The organism is Thermostichus sp. OS-CIW-20 (assembly GCF_054061455.1).
The window spans coordinates 1-17,953 of sequence record NZ_JBSSEF010000023.1 but is presented as its reverse complement, the minus strand read 5'-3'; the positions used below and the strand labels follow the sequence as shown (position 1 = coordinate 17,953).

Genomic DNA, 17,953 nt, shown 5'->3' with positions numbered 1-17,953 from the left:
AGCCAATCTATACACTGCGTTTGAGTGTCGCTTCCCCACGGGATCCCACCTGAAGAGACTCGCTACTGGGATTGGAGGGGACGGGCGGGAAATGGGAACCATTGGGGAAAAGCACAGATAGTGTTGCCTATCGAAAAATTTCCCCTAAAGCGGCTGCAGGTAGTGGCAAAGCCGAAAATTTCGGCTTTGATTAGGGAAGCACTGGGTGAACCCGTGCTGAAGTAAAGCAGAAACACGCTTGGCTAACGGAGTGAGGTGTGAGGATGATGAACCGTCGAGTCGCCTGGGGATGTGCATTGAGCTTGATCCTTTCACTGCCCCTGTTGGCTGTGGAAAGCCAGCTCGATGAAGCCGCCGCCCAGCAGTTGACCTCCGCCAATCCACAAAGCCTCAGCCGCATTACCGATATCCGCCTGGTGCCCCACGGCAACCGCATGAAGCTGGAGATCAACACCGCAGGGGGCGCCCGTCCACAGGTGTTCTTTACCCAGCAGGGCCAATCTTGGATTGGGGATATCACCAATGCCCAACTGGATGGAGGTCAAGGTCGCTATCGTCAGGAGTCTCCCCTGCCGGGAGTGCGCTTCATCGAGGCCAAGCAAATGGGCAATGACAGCGTGCGGATAGAAATTGCCGGCGTTGCGGCAGCTCCCCAGGGCTTGCTGGCCCAGCGCAGCCCAACGCAGTTGGTCTTCGATTTTGAGGGCCTACCCTCTGCCCCACCGGTTCCAGTGGCTGCAGTGCCCAGTCAACCGGTATCCCCAACCCGACCTCAACCCACGGCTCCTACTCCTCAGCCAACAGCTTCTGCCCCTGCCCCCCAGCCGGTCGCTCAAAACCCTGCCCCTCCGCCGACCGCTCAAGCGGCTCCTCCCACACCTGCTGCTCCTGCTGCACCCGTGATTTCTCAGGTGCCTTCTGTGGACCAGCTCAACCAACCCCAACTGCCGCCAGGGGTTGTCAATCCTGATGTTTCTCCGTTTCAAGGTCGAGCAATGGCTCCCCCGGCTGGAGATCTTGCCGTTGGCAGTATTATTCCAGCTCCTCCCCCGGTGGATTTGGGTTCAAATGCCAAGATCACTTTGACCTTAAGAGATGCTCCTGTAGGTGATGTGTTAAGCCTACTGGTGCGTCGAGCTGGGCTTAATGTAGTTCTCAATGATGTGCCTCCGGACTTGACGATTTCCCTAGATGTAGCTGACTCACCTCTACAAGAAACATTTAACTTTATTTTGCGCTTGAAGGAGCTTCAAGCGTCTCGCGTAGGGCAAACAGTTTTCATTGGTACTACACTCCCTGGGGTTGGTCAGCAGATCGTCAGGACGTACAGACTCAATCAACTGAGAATCGAAGAGGAGATCCAAAACTTTGATTTAACTGCTGCCGGTGCCGCAGGTGGAGGTGGAACAACTGAAATCACGGCTAGGCAGCTAGGTGTTACTCCGAGTGAAATTAGAAGCAGAATTCTAGCCATTTTGGAAGCATCAAACATTCCTTTGGCTCAGGAATCGGCCATTCAAGCAGATCCAAGAACGAATTCACTGACTATTGTTGCCACACCTACCCAACATGACGTAATAGCAGCATATCTTGCCCAAATTGATCTCAGAAGTCGACAGGTCTTGATTAGCGCCAGGTTTATCGAGATTAACCTTAACGACAACTCTGACTTAAGAGTTGCATTAGGTGGTGCATCTGGAAACTTTGCGCTGGGTTCTGGAGATAATACCACCTTTGGTGGAACTCCTCTTAGCCAACCCGAGGGATCCTCAGTTCCTAACGTTGGTTCGGTTCCGGCTCCAGCAACTGGGGGCTCACTTGTATTTAATACTTTAAACCGGCTCCAGCAGTCTCTTGCAGCTCGTATAGATGCATCTATTGCTTCGGGGACAGCTAAGATATTGGCCGATCCAAAAGTAGTCGTTGCCAACAACACCGGTGCGGCTGTTGTGGTTGGCCAAGAAGTCATTACCAACAGGAGAATACAAACGGATCCCGCAACGGGCCAGTCAGTAGTTGTTTTCGAGAAGGGAAACGCAGGAGTTAACTTGCTTATTCAAAATGTTAGGATTGACGATAATGGCTATGTTACGTTAAATCTCATTCCTCAGATTTCATCCATCGGTAGCCAAGTTACTTTGGCAGATGGCACCGTAATTAGCTTGCTGAACCAGCGTTCTGTTGGAACTTTGCAAACCAGACTGAAAGACAGAGAAACCCTATTTTTGGGAGGCTTGATACGAGAGGAGGATCGAGTATCTGTTGACAGGGTTCCACTGCTTTCTGAGATTCCTCTGCTGGGTTCTCTTTTTCGTAGGCAAAATACGATAAATGAGAGAACTGAAATTGTAGTCCTAATTACGCCGACAATTTTGGAGGACTGAAGGAAAATCTTTATCGCTGCAAGCCGCTTTCTTCCTGTTGAGCTAGTTACCTTCCTATAAAGACATCTTGGTTTAAATGCTAAGGTCAAGCTTTTCTTGCCGATTTTGGTTGAGACTGGGATCCCTGCTGCTGAGCTTGGCTCTGGCTGGGGCGCTGGCTTCGATTGACACAGGGTGGTCGCAAACCCATCGCCTTTCTCTACCGGTACAGGGTCAGAGCTATTCGCAGCTAGTCGAGCAATCACGTCCTCTGGTTTGGCGAGCTTTGGCGCAACAATTTCAAGCTCAACCGCAGCCGGAGCAGATCACCTTGGAGGTACTGGGACAAGCCGGGGATCGGCAAGCCCCTCTATTTACCGTGCGAATGCCTCGCAGCGTTTGGCAGCAAAACCCCTCCCCCGCTCAATTGGAGCAGCATACCATTTTCTATCCTGATGCGTTGGCTCTTTTACAACCGAGAGCACCGGTGCAGCAGGGTCAGGTAGAGTTTACTGCTCCCTCTGCAAATGGAACTACATTGGTCTCCAGCAATCCTTCCAATGGCCAAAGAGGGATCCCAGTTGGTCAAAGCATTCGCCTGCGTTTCGACCGAGAGCTTCCGACAGGAATAACGAGTTTGGCTTTTGGGATCCAGCCTCCTTTGGAAGTAGCCTTTGATATCCAGGGCAACGAGCTAATTGTACAGCCTTTACAGCCACTCAGCTACAGCACTGATTACAGAGTGTTCTTACCTGCTGCCAAAGAGCTCGATTTACAAAATCCCATAGAGTTGACCTTCCGCACCGAGCCTCAATACACCTACCAGCGAGATATTCAGCCCCTACTGGATGCTAGCTGTGTGGGTTGTCATCAGCGGGCCGGTCGGATGCGGCGCAGCCCTTTGGATAGCTATGCCGCGGTGATGCGTTACGTAACGCCCGGATCAGAAAATAGCGAGTTGCTGAAACCGCGCTGGTTGGCTCGCCATGCTGTTATTCAGCGGGCGGCAGGGATCCCCTTGAATGGGGAAGGAAAAGAGGCCGACGCCCCCGGTTCCTTGTTGGAGCTTGGGACAGGAGCCATGCCGACGCCGAGACCCCCCGTGAGTGATCCCCAAGGAGAATTTCCCGGCTCTTTTATTGGACGCAGCGGATCTCCCGAATTGGCCTATATTCGCCGCAACGGCACCGGCACCGATCGCTTGGGCCACTTGAGCCCTGAGGAAATCCAGATCTTGCGTACCTGGATTATTCAGGATTGGGCTGCTGAGACCTACAAAAGTTAACCCGATGGCTCGGGGAGTCTTTATTGAGTTAAGATGAGTTGACCTAGATGTTAAGTTTCTTGACCAACTGCTTATCTTGGAACCAAAACCCTACGAGACCAACTGGTGACAACTGCTGCCAGGGATCCCTTGGATTGCATGAGGTGGGTTGTAGAAGCTTTTGGCAAGCGACTGGCAACCAGCTTGAGGACGAGAGCTTAGCGTCATTGCTGGCGCTGTTTTCGTGTCGCTCAGAGAGGAATCCTGCTAACTTTTTACCATTCAAAAAATAGGGATCCCCAAGTCTCCTTCCTCTAGTGTTTCAGTTCTGAACACACCTGTGTGAGTCGTTCTAATCTTAAGAACAAAACTGTGAAATCAAAGGACCTAAGCCCCGCCGTCTTGCTCAGGTGGCCTGGGATCCGGGACGGGCGATGAGCGCCAGCTCCACCTGATGTTCTCGGGGCTGCTCCAGTTGCACCTCCACGTCGCGGCCAAAGAAGCCCTGCATTTTTTTTTGGTAGCTTTCCTGCCATTGCTGGAAGGAAACGGCTGGCGAATCAAACAGGAGCACCAGGGTGTAGCGGCCATCCCGCAATTCTTCTCTGTAGCCTTTGATTTTGGGTAGGTCTGCTTCCAGAGGGCCGCGCAGGCCGAGAAACTCCAGGGCCTCTTCCAGGTGGGCGTTGGCCCCATAGCTATATTTGGTGATGTCGGCGCGGACTTGTTTTTGAATTTCCGTGGCCTGCTGAGCGCGGGCTTGGAGCACTTCTGGCGAAGGGGACGTCAGGGCAGGCACTGGCTTGAGCTCCACCACCTTCATGGTCACCCCCCCCAGCAGCAGAGGGATCCCGACAAACAGGCCGATGAGATTGAGGGTGGGATCGCTGTACTGGGCAAAGCCCCAAGCTGTGGCGGCAACGCCCGCCAGCAACACGAGCGTGCTCAGGGGAAGAGGCAGTTTTTCAAACATACAGGAAGAAAAGGCAACCTGAAACCCAGGCTAGCAGGAAAGACACTTCCTGAGGCGACCTTGAGGGTGGACTTGGCTAGGCTGGGGATGGATAATGGCTGGACGCTGGTGTGTTGGGGAGTGGTCCATGGTTCTGTCGCATCTGTCCAAAGCGTCCCGTCGTCTGCGCCTGCTGGACCGCAAAGCCCAAGAGCGGGCCCCTCTTTTTGAGGCCATCCGCCACTATTGCAGCTTGGACAAGGCTCCCTTTCACACGCCAGGCCATAAGCAGGGACGCGGGATCGCCGCCGACTTGCGGGAGTTTTTGGGAGAAAACGTCTTCCGGGCCGATCTCACCGAGTTGCCGGAGGTGGACAACCTCCACGATCCCGACGGCGTGATCCGAGAGGCCCAGGAGCTAGCCGCAGCGGCCTACGGCGCCGATCGCAGTTGGTTTTTAGTCAACGGCTCCACTTGTGGCGTAGAAACCCTGGTGATGGCGGTGTGCGACCCAGGGGACAAGATTCTGCTGCCGCGCAACTGTCACAAGTCGGCCATTGCCGGCGTGATCCTCTCTGGGGCGGTGCCCGTCTACATTGAGCCGGATTTTGACTCGGAGCTGGGCATTGCCCACGGCATCACTCCTGCCGGCCTGGAGCAGGCCCTGGCCGAGCACCCCGACGCCAAGGGCGTGTTGGTGGTCAGCCCCACCTACTATGGGGTTTGCTGCGACTTAGAAGCGCTGGCAGCCATTGCCCATGCCCACGGCCTGCCCCTCCTGGTGGACGAGGCCCACGGGCCCCACTTGGGCTTTCATCCAGAACTGCCCCTCTCCGCCTTGGAAGCCGGCGCCGACCTGGTGGTGCAGTCCACCCATAAAGTCATCTCCGGCATGACGCAAGCCTCGATGCTGCACCTCAAGGGATCCCGAGTCGATCCCAACCGAGTCCGCAACATCCTGCAGCTGCTGCAGTCCACCAGCCCTAACTACGTGCTCATGATGTCGCTGGACGTGGCGCGGCGGCAGATGGCCCTGGAAGGGGAAGTTCTCCTGGGCCAAGCCCTGGCTTTGGCGGATCAGGCCCGCGCCCGCCTCAACCGTATTTCCGGGATCTTCTGTTTTGGCCCGGAACGCATTGGCTCCACTCCCGGCTTTTTCGATTTGGATCGCACCCGCTTGACCGTGACGGTGTCGGGGCTGGGCCTCTTTGGCTTCGACGCCCACGACTGGGTCAACGAGCACTTCCACGTGCAGCCGGAGATGTCCACCCTGCACAACGTGGTCTTCATTATTAGCCTGGGCAATACCCAGCGGGATATTGACCGGCTGGTGGAGAGCGTGGCCGCCTTGTCGGAGCAGGCGCAGGGATCCCAGCCCTCGCTGGCGCTGGCCGAGAAACTGCGGCGCCTGGCCCAGTTAAAACGCCCTCCCCTGCCGCCGCAACGGCTCTCGCCGCGACAGGCCTTCTTCGCCCCCATCGAGCGGATCCCCTTCCAGGAGGCTGTGGGCCATATCTGTGCCGAGATCATCTCCCCCTACCCCCCTGGGATCCCAATCCTGGTGCCCGGCGAAGAAGTGACCCAGGAAGCGGTGGACTATCTGCTGTTGGTGCACGAGGCAGGCGGCTTTATCAACGGCCCCGAAGATGTGCGGCTGCAGACCCTCAAGGTCGTCAAAACCTAGCTCCTCAAGTGCCCGGCTGCGCCGTCTGAGCAGGGGGCAGGGAAGGCAGGGGGTTGGGAGAGCTGCGGCGGTGGCGGACAACCTTCACCCGATCCACCCGCGGCCCCTCCATGCGCACCACCTGGAACTCGAGGCCTTGGTAGGTAAACCTTTCCCCTACGCGCGGGATCTTCTGCAGCTGGTAAATCAAAAAGCCTCCCAGCGTTTGGTAATCCTCATGCAAGGGGAGGTTAAGGTGGCAGCGCTCGTTGACCTCTTCGATGTCCAACTGGGCCTGGATAAGGAGAGTGTTTTCGTCCAGCTCCTCGATGTCCGGCTCCTTCCTTTTGGGATCCGGCCCATCGGAGAGCTTGCCGACAATCTCCTCCACCAAGTCCTGAATGGTAATCAGGCCCGCCGTGCCGCCAAACTCATCCACTAGCACCACCATCGGCCAGTGGTGCCGCTGCATCTCCGGCAAGAGCTCTGCGATCAGCTTGTTTTCCGGCTCAAAGTGAACCTCCCGAATGAAGGGAGCAATGGGGCTGTGCAAATCCAAGGATCCCTTGGCCAGCTCGCCAATGAGCTCCTTGACGTGAATCAGCCCCCGGATGTCGTCCAAAGACTCGCCGTAGACCGGGTAGCGGGAATGCCCTGATTCGGCCACCTCCGCCAGCACCTCCTGGACTGTGGCGGTTTCGGGCACGGCGTCGATGCTGGTGCGCGGGATCATCACCTCGCTGGCCACTGTCTCGCCAAACTCAAAGATGTTGCTCAACAGCTCCCGCTCCTCCGCCTCGATGTTGCCCGACTCCACCGACGAGGCAATCAGCAGCTGTAGCTCCTCCACCGTCATCGTGCTGTAAAAAGAAGTAGCCTCCGGAACGCGGACGCCCAAAAGGCGCAGCACGCAGCGGGAGGAAAACCGCAGGAGCTCCACAAAAGGATGTAAAAAGCGGCTTACCAGTCGGTTGAGCCAGGCCAGCTTTAGGGCAATTGGCTCCGAGTAGAGAATGGCCAGAGTCTTGGGGAGCAGCTCCCCCAACACGATCTGCAAATAGGTGAGAAGCGAAAATACCGCTACCCCCGACCCACCTTGCACAAGAGCGGGATCCATACCCTGCAACCAGGGCAGTTGCCTCAGAGCCAAGAACAGCGTCGGCGCCACTTGGGTAGCCCCGATCCAGCCCAACAGGACGCTGGCTAGGGTGATGCCCAATTGGGCGGTGGAGAGGGCATACTCCAACTGCTCCTGGGCTTTTTGGACCATTGCCGCCTGGCGGTTCCCCTCACCGGCCAACTGCACCATGCGGGAGCGCCGCGCCGAAACCAAGGAAAACTCCACCGCCACAAAGAAAGCGTTGATGAGGAGAAGGGCAATAATCCAGAGGAGACTGAGAGACGCCTCTCCCCACGTAAGCTTAGAGCTAGGTGCCGAGCCTAAAGGAGGGTCGTCCATCAGGGGAGCAGCAAGACGGATAGACAGCATTCTAGCTTAGAGCGCCCCCGGCCCTTGATTCTCTGGCGCCCCTCAGGTGGGCTAGAGAACGGCGGACTCCCGCTGCTGCGTCAATCGGCGATAATATTCCTACCCCTTTTCCTGCTGCAGTAGGTGCCGACCATGCCCGATTTTCTGCCCTACGCCTACTTTCAGGGCCAGATCGTTCCCTTTGCCGAGGCGAAGATCTCCATTGCCACCCATGCTCTGCACTACGGGACGGCAGCGTTTGGCGGCCTGCGCGGGATCCCCGATCCGCAAAATCCGGATCAAGTGCTGGTGTTTCGCCTGGATCGCCACTGCCGACGGCTAAGCCAAAGTGCTCGCCTACTCTGCTTCGATTTGCCTGCGGAGAAGATCGAGCAGGTCATTGTGGAGCTGATCCGGAAAAACCGCCCTTCCACCTCTTTCTACATCCGCCCCTTGGTGTATACCTCCGACCTGGGCATCTCACCGCGGCTGCACAACATCGAGAAAGACTTCTTCGTGTACGGGTTGGAATTGGGAGACTACCTCTCGCCGGAAGGGGTAAGTTGCCGCATCAGCTCATGGGCCCGCCAGGAGGATCGCAGCCTACCGCTGCGGGGCAAGATCACTGGTGCCTACATTACCTCCTCCCTGGCCAAGACCGAGGCAGTACAGTCTGGCTTCGACGAAGCTATCTTAATCAGCTCCCAGGGCAAAGTGAGCGAAGCCTCGGGCATGAACATCTTCATCGTGCGCAACGGCGTGCTGATTACCCCCAGCTTCGACCAGGACATCCTAGAAGGGATCACCCGCGACAGCGTCCTCACCTTGGCCCGCGACCTAGGGATCCCCACCCAAGAACGCCCTGTCGATAAGTCAGAGCTGTTCATCGCTGACGAGGCCTTCCTCACTGGCACCGCCGCCAAGATCACGCCCATCCGCCAGATCGAGCAGTACGTCCTGCCGTCGTCCCGCCCCATTACCGAGCAACTGCGGCAGAAGCTCACAGCCATCATGGAAAACCGGGATCCCGCCTATTCCCACTGGGTAAAGGTGATCCCTCTGAACTAAAGTCTTAGATTGCCATCTCCAGGCTGGCTAGATGCGATATAGATAGTTAGAGCTGGAGAGGGATCCCTTGCACGAGATTTCCATCACCTGGGCCGACTACCACCGCAAAATCGAAGAGCTGGCCGTCAAGGTTTACGAAAGCGGCTGGGAGTTTAACCAAATTGTCTGCATCGCCAAGGGCGGGCTGCGTATTGGCGACACTCTAGCCCGCCTATTCGATCTCCCTCTAGCAATTCTTGCCGCTTCTTCCTACTCCGGCCCTGGCAATCGCCAGCGAGGGCAGCTAATTTTCTCGCGGGATTTGGCCATGACCACCGCCAACCTGGGCAGCCACGTGTTGTTGGTGGACGACTTGGTCGATTCCGGCATGACCCTGAAGCGCTCTGTCCACTGGCTCAAGCACCACTACGGCTTTTACATCGAGGAAATCCGCACCGGCGTGCTCTGGTATAAAGCAGCCTCCATCTATCAACCGGATTACTATGTGGACTATTTGCCGGATAACCCTTGGATTCACCAGCCCTTCGAACCCTACGAGCAGATGACACCCCAGCAGCTGATGCAGTTGCTAGGCTCTTCCGGTTAGTCGAATTTGCTCAAATTGGTTTGCTCGCGGCGCCTGCAGTGTCTAACGTCAGTTGGACTTCTTGGCATGAGCTGTCTACTTACGATTGCCCACCCCCACTGCAAGCTCTGTTCCCCAGAAAAGTTGAATGACTTGCTCGTACAACAGAAACCACCCAGCCCTGGAAAGCTCCTTGCTCAACACAAGCAAAAGAGCAAAATTCGGATCCAACTTTCTAAACCGATATCATGTCTGCAACTTTTTCCAGATCTGAAGGATGAATCGCAATAATGTTTAGAGCAGAAACTGGGTATTGCTGAGGTCTGACCCTAGTTAGCTTATTCAGGAAACGATTGTACGTATAAAACTCATAGCCTAAAGGCTCCAGTATTTTAGCTGTAGCAGTTCCGGTAACCTTGGAGACATGTCTGTTCTCGAAAATAATGATAGGGTGGCCGGCGGCAAGTAATTCTAGCCCACCGGAGACAACCTGCTCTTCTGCACCTTCTGCATCAATCTTGATGAGATCAATCTGGGGTTCACCTCTCGAGCGCCAGACAGAGTTCAGAGTAATGAGATTTACAACCTTTCCATCATTCGATACTTGTTCCGGCCTTTGCTTTGAATCGCCGATAGAGTTGAATACACTAGCTCTTTCTTCTTGTAACTGAACAGTGCCTTCATGATCCCCAGCGGCAGCTTCGATAAGGAAGACAACATCTTCTAAGGAGCTAGCACTTATTGTTTTTTGCATACACCGAACACAGGAAGCTGTAGGTTCAATTGCAATCACGCTTCCTGTAGGACCTACTCGATGCGCAGCAAGGAAAGTGTATACCCCAACATTTGCCCCTACGTCGATTACATTCATCCCTTGTCTTAAAAAGTGCTTGCAGAAGCTAATCTCATCCTCAAACCATTCTCCTTGAGCAAGTAAGACGCGGGTGACGATACTTGAAAACGAAGGTTCGAGGAATAACTTGCAATTTTCGTAGTCAAAGTAAAGATCGGGCTGCGCAGGGGAAGAAGCTGTTTTCACTTGAGGTACAACCTCCCACATTGCAATTTGCTTGACCAGACTTGCTTGTTGATGGGTTGGGTCAAGGCCAAGTATGTGGTTGACTGGTATTAGCCCTTCTATCTTTTTCTGCGAGAGAAGCTCAATCGCTACCGCCAGAGCTGCTTGTCTATCATCTGGGTTTATCGAATAAGCTAGGTTCCAAAATCGCATGGCTTCTGGGCTGTACACGACCCCAACGTGAGCAGCCATCCACTTGGCTAGATAGTATAGGTAACTGTATTTTGTATAAGCACCCGGATCCGCAGAACCTTCGCTTTCAACCCAGATAGGAACATCTGTCAACTGAGAAGGTTGCATACTTTGTGCTTCCGTGCATAGAAATTCTAGGAGAGCGTAGGCATCTTCAAAAGCGCGAGAGCGATCGCCCAATACCAATAGGGCATGGATTCGGTTTAGCCAACACGGAACATGATAGGGATCCCTTGCCAAGCCCCTTCGCCACAAAGACAGCGCTTCTTCCCAAGCGGATTGGTGCGTTGAAACCGAAGCATCAGCACTTAGGGATCGAATGAGCTGGATCCCAGCTTGATTCCATTCATCTGGAGTTGAGTACAAGTCGTTGGGGTGAAACGTATAAGTTTCGTGGGATTTACCTTCGAGAATGTGGAAGAAAGCAGCTTCCATGCTACGAGCGTGTTCTCTTGGATCCCAAATCACCGACCAACGGCGAGAATCCTTAATTTGCCTTTTGATCCGATTAATCCACTCTGGATCATTACCCAGTTGGATCCCGCGCTGGATAAACTCTTCTACCGACCAAGTAATGCAGTCTTCAAGACCAATATTTTTGAGCAGACTGTAGCTCATGCGGCCGTAGTAATGGCGACCTACCAAGGTGAGAACTGGCACGCCCATGTAGAGAGCTTCCATAGTGTGGGTTGCGCCTGTGTAGGGGAAGGTATCTAAAACCAGATCCACCAGAGCCAGTTGGCCGCGATGCTCTTCTGCTCTTCTGGTTCTAGCCAGGAACCGGACGCGATCTAAAACACCTAATTCTTTAGCTCTTTCTTGATAGTGTCTGATAATCGTAGCAATTTCCCCTGCGCCTTTGACAATGAGGACTCCATTGGGAACAGCCTTTAGAATTTGCAAGTGAGCATTGATAGAATCGTCAGTGCGCTTATAGGAGCTGGCCGCAGTAAGAAAGACGACGTCTCGCGTGCTTATTCTAAGCTCGGTTTCGAAGTTTATCTCATCGGCAGGGATAACGTCCAGATGCTCGACAGCGCAGTAGCTAGGCAAACGGATAATTTTCTCATGGTAATCGGCCTGAGCATCTCCGGGAAGAATATAGGGGTCGGCAAAGAAGTAATCAAACTCCGGCAGACCAACAGCATCTCCTCCCAGCCAACCAATCTGTATAGGGGCAGTTCGCAAAGCCGCTATAACGTTGGCATCCTGACTGGTAATGGAGTCCATGAAAACCATAATATCGATGCGATCCTCACGAGCTTTTGCAGCCACCTGGGGAGGTTTAACTTCTTCAGTAAAGAAGCGGAAGTAAAGGTTTTGATGTGAGCGAAACTTTTGATACATGTTGTCATAGCTAGCCACTTCTTCATTCTCTCGGCCTTGGTAGCAGTAGTAAGCAACATCTAACAGTTCACGAGATAAGTTTCGCAAAATGGCTTCGCTGAGAAAGCCTACTGAGTGTCGTTGGAAGCATTTGCCAAGAAAGCCAACTCGCAGTTTGCGACTGCTTGGGTTAGCTCTTTGATAGGCTTTCTGGTTCTTCTGCCAATACTCTGACCAGAGAAAATCTCGCTGGGAAGCCATTAGGCTTAGACAATCACTAAAGATCCTACCGGCAAGCTGCTGGTAATAACGAATTAGGGATCGATCATCAGTTAGGTAGCCCCAACAAACGCAAACCCGGAAGAGAACAACCTTAGCCGCAGTCAAGCTCTCAGGAAGATTTTCGTCACTTACTTCTAGAGAATTCAAGTCAATCAATGTCGATGAAAGAAGATCCATGATCTTCTGGATAGCAAAGTTTACACGTTCGGATCGGGCGGCGTAGATCAGCTTTCCTAAAGATTCTGCTAGAAGAGCTAGGCGTAGGGTAAAGTTCTCTTGCACCTGGGGGCTCTCGGCTGCTGTGAGAAGAGCTTCCCCCAAGGTGGAATAGCCATCGCTGGTAGAGTGCTCGAAAAGAGCAAAAGCTACTTTTTGGAAGAAGTCGTCGACCAGGTTCTCTATCGTCCACAAACCTTCATAGCGCCCCGCCTGCTCGGGATCTGCCGCATGAGCCAGTTGGGCTAGCAAAGCAGCAAATCCTGATTTTTGACTCCCCGGCAGATGAGCTTGTAAGGCTGTGGCCAGCTCAAAAAACAAATCCAAGTAGCCGTCATCCCAGAGTCGGGTGAGCAACTGGGTCAGGAGTGGCTCTTGGGTGATGTCCAAGGTCTCGTCGTCTTCCAGACTGGCCAGGCTCTCTAGCAAAGCCTGCCCGTAAAAGCCTACGGCCAGCTCGTCTTGAGCTTGCAAAGCCTGGAACAGCAAAATCTGAGTATTATCCCGCCGACTTGGTTCCAGCTCGAAGGCCATCTCCCGTAGCTTTAGGCAGACCTGGAGTCCCTGCTGTGGATCCTGCATGCGGCTATTTTCCAGACGGCCTGCGAGGGATAGTAATAGCTCCAAGACCTTCTCGCGGGGCAGGATCCTTGCCTTTACCAGGGGCGTGTAGGATTGGTAGGCGAGGCTTAGACGGTTGGAAATCAAAACTTGCTCCAGCGCCAAAAGGGTGATCGCTACTGGGTCAGACGGGGAAGCCCCTACATCCAACTGCAGGGGTGGGGAAAGGTCAAAGAAGCCCCACAAAAACTCTCGCCAAGCATCTGCATCTTGCTCTGAGTACAGGGCGGCCAGCCATTCTGCAAAGGCATCGGGAGACTGCTGAAACAGTTGCTTGGCTTTTAGGATCCGGGCTTGCAGCGCAGGGTTCATGGGTCGAAGGGAGAGCACTGATCTTAATCTGCCACGCTGAGACCGACTTGGCTAAACTACTGACTCTTTTCAGGCCCACCCCGTAAAGATCCGCAATTGTGCTCAGGGGCAGACTGTTATGAATCGCCCTCAAGCGGGGTAAGTTAGCACTAGCAGGTGAGCTGCACAGTTAACTCTCCAGTTTGTCAAAGGATCAAGTACCCATGAGCGCAAAATCTCGTCAGTCTCTGTTGCGGGCCAAACTGGCTCAGCAAATCCTCTCTAAAGCCAAGGGCTTTACTCTGATCGAGCTGTTGGTGGTGATTGTGATCGTGGGCGTGCTGTCTGCGATCGCTATTCCGCAGTTCTTGAACCAAGTCCGTCGTTCACGCGCTGCTGAGGGTCAAACAGCCTTGACGGCTGTCTCCCGTGCTTCCGAGGCTTACCGCCTTGACACGAGTGTCTACCCTGACTGGAAAAACATCAACCCCAACCAATGCAATAGAACTGCCAGGGCTAAACCTGACTACTGCGGGGTAAAGGGTGACAAGTTCCTGAATGACCCGTGGGTTGCAATTACCCCTATCTACAAAGAGCCTGTGTTTAAGAACGCACCTGGAAGCCAGACGGGTGTGAGGATCACAACGGAGGCTGACACTGGTAAAGGGCCTGCCTACGTCAACCTTGGCAACAAACCTATTAAGTGTGAGATTGGTCTTGGGGATCAAGCCACCGAAGTTCAGCAGAACAGTCAATACTTTGTGGGTCGCTCCTGCAACGTGTTTGACAGGGACTAGTCAATACCTTGTTGCAGATCGCTTCTGCGGCCTGCTTGGCTAACTTTATATGACTTGGTCATCTATTTGGCTCCCCATACCGGGGAGCTTTTTTAGTGTTCTATGATGTCGGGAGAGATTCCCAGCTCTGTAGTTTTGACGCAAGATGATCTAGCGGTTGGCGGGCTTGAGTTATTGCCTCTCCAGACAACCTCGACCCAGGATGTGGGCGGATTAAGGGGAAACTTTAAACTGCTTTGGGAAGTTCAGGGATGGAGGTCGATCAACCAAACCTTAAACTGATCAACAGAAACGCTCTCAAATACTACAGCTATCAAGAAGCCTGGAGACGCATAAAGCCGGCATAGGCAGAGGGATTTCTTTTGGAAGTGTGACCATCGTAGAAAGTATCATTACTGACCGCTTGACTTCTCACCTAGTCAAGGTTGAGAAGTTCATTCCTAGTGCCCAAAACTACTCGTTCTAATGTACCCGGATCCACCCCCAGTTTCGCAGTCTTTGGGCAAGGATTGCTACTCGCTTCGAGTTCATTGCTGAGCAGCCCCTGTGCAGAGAGCATGATCTCTGCTAGTTGCTCGCTGGTGAGGGAAGAGATCTTTTCTTGGACTTTCTCTTGGGCCAGCATTTTTGCACTCAGGACGAGTAGATTAAGCCATAGGTCAACTGGACAGAGTGGATACAGTCGCTAGCAACTGTGAAGGATAGTGAATGCGAGTGAGGATCCCCTTCTCTGTGAGGTTTTGGTTGATTGTGAAATCGTCATAAAGTATAAACTTTTGATAAATGTCTACCAGCTCGTTTGTATTTCCTAAGCAGTAGGCATCTCTTGAGAGCAGATGAAAGGGAACTCGAATGGGATTAGATTTTGAGCGCCACCAATAGTCAGGAAAGTTTCCCAGTTGGGCGTATTTTTTGTAGTAGTTCTGAAATCCGCAGTTTAAGTAGTGCAAAATAGAAGGGGATGATGTTACTAAGGTATGATCTTCTGGAATATCAAAGCTGTGTACGCTATTGGGCAAAAGAGTGAGATGGATCCGAGCTGCTGACTTTCCATTTTGATAAGCCAAAAAGTATTGGCTCTTACCGGAGATGCTCTGAAACTCAGCATAGAATCCGGGATCCAAAATAGCAGGGTTTTTCTTAAATAAAGTGACCTCGCGGAAGTAGTCTTCGATCTCAAACGCTTCAGGAGCTGCCTCGTAGTTTAAGAAGTGAACTTGCAGTATATCGTTATCTAGTTGGTCAAACCAGTCTAAAGTAAGCGCCTCGCCGAGATAGAAGAGCTCATCCCCATCAATATGAATAATCCAATCCATACCTTGCTCAAGAGCGAGTTGTATGGCGGTTTCTACATTAAGAATCTGGCGAGCCATGACCTCATAGCCAGCATGAGGGCCATACTTTGGGTAGAGAACATTTCCCAGTGCTTGTTGGACTTGCAAAGCTTCATCGTTGGGAATAGCCGTTACATTGGAAAACTTAAGTGCTACCTGAACAGCGAGATCCTCCGGATCGTCAAAGAAGATATAGATATGGGCGATTCCGAGAGCAAGGTGATAGCGAATGAACGACTCCAAGCACACCCCTGGATCCCGAACGGTGGTCACAATACAGACTCTGGCCATAGTGGAGCTGCAAGCCTTTTAGGTAAATTGCTTGGATCCTAGCCAAGTATTGACGGTAAAGCGACTATCGGCAAAGGCTTGACTATGACTAAATACCGGCAGGATCTCGTGCAAACAACTGCTGAGGAAGAAGACGATGCTATTGTTGGTCGGGATCACCTCATCGTAGGCTCCATAGAGAATTGGCGGATGGGGCTTTCGTCTTTGGGTGTCGTAGATGCGCAGCTCACCTCCTCGGTAAGGCTTTGGCTCTTTGTGGAAGTAGTACACGCAGCTCACCTGACGGAAGGCTGTTTGCAGGTAGGAATTATCGATGTGGGGGACGAAATAACAACTATCATAGCTGGCAATCATCTCCATCTCAAAGATTTGAATGTCGAAGTTCTCGATGCCTAGCTCAGCGAAAATCTGGGGAGCAACAGCCGCAATTTTTTCCCGCAGCAGGGCTCCATACTCCTGAAAGTGGGCAAAGTCCAGCCGCAGGGAGCGACGAAATTTTAGTGACTCGGCCTCGGTGTTGTTTTTACTATAGCTTCTGGAAGGAACAAACTTGTCCTGGTGGGTAATTGCATGCTGGAGAATGGCTTGGTTGATCTCTTGAGGCAGGAAGTTGTCCAGCTTGATGTATTTACAGGGGTAAAACCGGGTGGGTTCTGAAGGATCCGGCTGAGCAAAGGTGAGGGATACCGGGTTAGCAGACAGTAGTGATCCAGGGCCGATTGTTTGGATATAAGCAAGATCCTGTTCGGTTAAGACCTTGTGCTGGGGATCCCAAGTGAGGAGATGGATCCCTTGGCCTAGATTGGGCAAAATCTTCTGCAGGTGAAAACTGGGATCCACCCCCATCAAATCTAGGTTGGCTTGGGCTATGGCTCCGTAGCGGCAATGGTTAACTAAGTATAGGGCTAAGTCAGCCAAGTAATTCCGCAGTAGCAACGATCGAAGTAGATGGGTGCGATAATCGGTGAGCTCAGTCTGGAAGCAAACGCCAATCTGGGTCTCTGGGAACCAGTGCCATAGATCTGCTAGAAGGGCAGGAACAGAACCTTCCAAAAGTAGAACCCGTTCTTCTAATCCCAATTGAGAAATTTGAGTTTGGATATCTTCCGTGCTAATTGGCTTTTCGGATGAGTTCTGCAGAGGATCCCGCAGAATCACCGCCAGCTTTTCAGTATAGCGAAGCATTGCCTGCAGAATAGCTGCGGACTCTTCCCAGCCAATCTGGCAGAAGATCTGTTGGGCAGGGAGACGAGCTAAGGCCCAGTCCAATAGCTGGGTGAGACTCTGGGTTTGCTCCAGTTGTAAGGCAAGATCCTGTGCGAGGTCTTGGCGCTGCATGGAGAGGGATCCCTGACGTCTGCTCTAGCTTAATGTACCCGGATCCACCCCCAGTTCTCACAACTTTTAGGCCAGGCGCTCAGCCCTTTGCTGCTCCAGTTCAGCCTTGGCAGGCATCAGTTCCCCAGCGGCAGTGGCCCACAGAATCCAGGTGGCCTCCTACCCTCCCACTTCGCTGGGTACAGCCTCAAAACCTCGCTCGGCATGGGTGGTGGAGATGAGCAAGTCCATCTGGCACGTGTGCCGCCAGCTTTCCATGGGTATGCCATTGTCGTAGGAGAGCTCGTCTTGGGTAGGGGCCATCCAGGCAGGTAAACTGGATTCGGCTCTTGCAGACAGGGATCCATGGGGTTGCTTATAACCTATGCTCGGCTTATCGTTTTCCAGGGCAACAGAGATCCCTTGTTGTTGTGTCCAATCCTAGTAGCCTGTAGGATCTAGAAGAACCTGACGCTCAACTTGGGGAGTCGAGAAATGCAAGACATCAAGGCCAATGCTCCGCGAATTCTCCTCAATTGGCCAACTCCGCCAGACTATATCCCGCCCCCTCAGCTTTCACATCGGCAGGTCAGTCTTTGCCCCAAGAGGAGAGCCAGGGGCTTTGGACTAAACTTTGTCAATCTCTCTAAGGAATTGTTGGAGTGCCCAGAGGGAGACTATGACCTCTATGACTTTGTGCAGCAGTCTGAGCAAATTACAAATAAGGAGTTTGACCTAGTTATTGTTTGGACTTCCAGCTTTGACCAGAGTACAGCCTGTTAAGGGCTCAAGGGGTACAATAGCAGCACTTAGCAAACCAACTTTGGAAGGAGGATGGATTGATCAGTAGTAAAGAAGTCTTCAC

12 protein-coding genes are annotated in these 17,953 nt (G+C 53.0%); 6 read left to right on the top strand and 6 right to left on the bottom strand.

What is annotated here, in order from left to right; genetic code table 11:
- Nucleotides 1–263: 263 nt before the first annotated feature.
- Together ACVWXC_RS09035 and ACVWXC_RS09030 are read left to right on the top strand one after the other, a co-directional pair.
- On the top strand, nucleotides 264–2,384 hold the full coding sequence (locus ACVWXC_RS09035) for an AMIN domain-containing protein (RefSeq protein ID WP_457392251.1): 2,121 nt from the start codon (nucleotides 264–266) through the stop codon (nucleotides 2,382–2,384).
- A gap of 109 nt (nucleotides 2,385–2,493) precedes the next feature.
- Nucleotides 2,494–3,648, top strand: a complete 1,155-nt coding sequence (locus tag ACVWXC_RS09030; RefSeq protein ID WP_457392248.1) for an Ig-like domain-containing protein — start codon at nucleotides 2,494–2,496, stop codon at nucleotides 3,646–3,648.
- Nucleotides 3,649–4,033: 385 nt separating this feature from the next.
- On the opposite strand, the gene ACVWXC_RS09025 is transcribed toward ACVWXC_RS09030, so the two are convergent.
- Nucleotides 4,034–4,600, bottom strand: coding sequence for a DUF2854 domain-containing protein (locus ACVWXC_RS09025; protein WP_011429883.1), 567 nt, complete (start codon nucleotides 4,598–4,600; stop codon nucleotides 4,034–4,036).
- Nucleotides 4,601–4,727: 127 nt separating this feature from the next.
- On the opposite strand from ACVWXC_RS09025, the gene ACVWXC_RS09020 reads away from it, so the two are divergent.
- Nucleotides 4,728–6,263, top strand: a complete 1,536-nt coding sequence (locus ACVWXC_RS09020; protein WP_457392245.1) for an aminotransferase class I/II-fold pyridoxal phosphate-dependent enzyme — start codon at nucleotides 4,728–4,730, stop codon at nucleotides 6,261–6,263.
- Nucleotides 6,264–6,267: 4 nt separating this feature from the next.
- Here ACVWXC_RS09020 and ACVWXC_RS09015 read toward each other — a convergent pair whose 3' ends face one another.
- On the bottom strand, nucleotides 6,268–7,701 hold the full coding sequence (locus ACVWXC_RS09015) for a hemolysin family protein (RefSeq protein WP_457392243.1): 1,434 nt from the start codon (nucleotides 7,699–7,701) through the stop codon (nucleotides 6,268–6,270).
- Nucleotides 7,702–7,863: 162 nt separating this feature from the next.
- Here ACVWXC_RS09015 and ACVWXC_RS09010 point away from each other — a divergent pair, with 162 nt between their 5' ends.
- Nucleotides 7,864–8,778, top strand: coding sequence for a branched-chain amino acid transaminase (locus ACVWXC_RS09010; protein WP_414393039.1), 915 nt, complete (start codon nucleotides 7,864–7,866; stop codon nucleotides 8,776–8,778).
- Between the two features lie 67 nt (nucleotides 8,779–8,845).
- Nucleotides 8,846–9,364, top strand: coding sequence for a phosphoribosyltransferase (locus ACVWXC_RS09005; RefSeq protein ID WP_457392239.1), 519 nt, complete (start codon nucleotides 8,846–8,848; stop codon nucleotides 9,362–9,364).
- Nucleotides 9,365–9,578: 214 nt separating this feature from the next.
- On the opposite strand, the gene ACVWXC_RS09000 is transcribed toward ACVWXC_RS09005, so the two are convergent.
- Complete coding sequence (locus tag ACVWXC_RS09000) at nucleotides 9,579–13,370, bottom strand: FkbM family methyltransferase (protein ID WP_457392236.1); 3,792 nt, start codon at nucleotides 13,368–13,370, stop codon at nucleotides 9,579–9,581.
- 203 nt (nucleotides 13,371–13,573) lie between these two features.
- On the opposite strand from ACVWXC_RS09000, the gene ACVWXC_RS08995 reads away from it, so the two are divergent.
- Nucleotides 13,574–14,146, top strand: coding sequence for a type IV pilin protein (locus ACVWXC_RS08995; RefSeq protein ID WP_457392233.1), 573 nt, complete (start codon nucleotides 13,574–13,576; stop codon nucleotides 14,144–14,146).
- A 659-nt stretch (nucleotides 14,147–14,805) separates the two neighbouring features.
- Here ACVWXC_RS08995 and ACVWXC_RS08990 read toward each other — a convergent pair.
- From ACVWXC_RS08990 to ACVWXC_RS08980, 3 genes are all read right to left on the bottom strand, one after another.
- On the bottom strand, nucleotides 14,806–15,729 hold the full coding sequence (locus ACVWXC_RS08990) for a glycosyltransferase family 2 protein (RefSeq protein ID WP_414343507.1): 924 nt from the start codon (nucleotides 15,727–15,729) through the stop codon (nucleotides 14,806–14,808).
- 60 nt (nucleotides 15,730–15,789) lie between these two features.
- Complete coding sequence (locus ACVWXC_RS08985) at nucleotides 15,790–16,689, bottom strand: 2OG-Fe(II) oxygenase (RefSeq protein ID WP_457392230.1); 900 nt, start codon at nucleotides 16,687–16,689, stop codon at nucleotides 15,790–15,792.
- Nucleotides 16,690–17,268: 579 nt separating this feature from the next.
- The gene (locus ACVWXC_RS08980) at nucleotides 17,269–17,412 is read right to left on the bottom strand and encodes a hypothetical protein (RefSeq protein WP_011432125.1); all 144 of its coding nucleotides are present in this window, start codon (nucleotides 17,410–17,412) and stop codon (nucleotides 17,269–17,271) included.
- Nucleotides 17,413–17,953: the final 541 nt, after the last annotated feature.

Excerpts from the sequence above, each read along its gene's own strand:
- ACVWXC_RS09035 (WP_457392251.1), top strand. The coding sequence starts at position 264 with ATGATGAACCGTCGAGTCGCCTGGGGATGTGCATTGAGCTTGATCCTT.
- ACVWXC_RS09025 (WP_011429883.1), bottom strand. The coding sequence starts at position 4,600 with ATGTTTGAAAAACTGCCTCTTCCCCTGAGCACGCTCGTGTTGCTGGCG.
- ACVWXC_RS09020 (WP_457392245.1), top strand. The coding sequence starts at position 4,728 with ATGGTTCTGTCGCATCTGTCCAAAGCGTCCCGTCGTCTGCGCCTGCTG.
- ACVWXC_RS09015 (WP_457392243.1), bottom strand. The coding sequence starts at position 7,701 with ATGGACGACCCTCCTTTAGGCTCGGCACCTAGCTCTAAGCTTACGTGG.
- ACVWXC_RS09010 (WP_414393039.1), top strand. The coding sequence starts at position 7,864 with ATGCCCGATTTTCTGCCCTACGCCTACTTTCAGGGCCAGATCGTTCCC.
- ACVWXC_RS09000 (WP_457392236.1), bottom strand. The coding sequence starts at position 13,370 with ATGAACCCTGCGCTGCAAGCCCGGATCCTAAAAGCCAAGCAACTGTTT.
- ACVWXC_RS08995 (WP_457392233.1), top strand. The coding sequence starts at position 13,574 with ATGAGCGCAAAATCTCGTCAGTCTCTGTTGCGGGCCAAACTGGCTCAG.
- ACVWXC_RS08980 (WP_011432125.1), bottom strand. The coding sequence starts at position 17,412 with ATGGCCCCTACCCAAGACGAGCTCTCCTACGACAATGGCATACCCATG.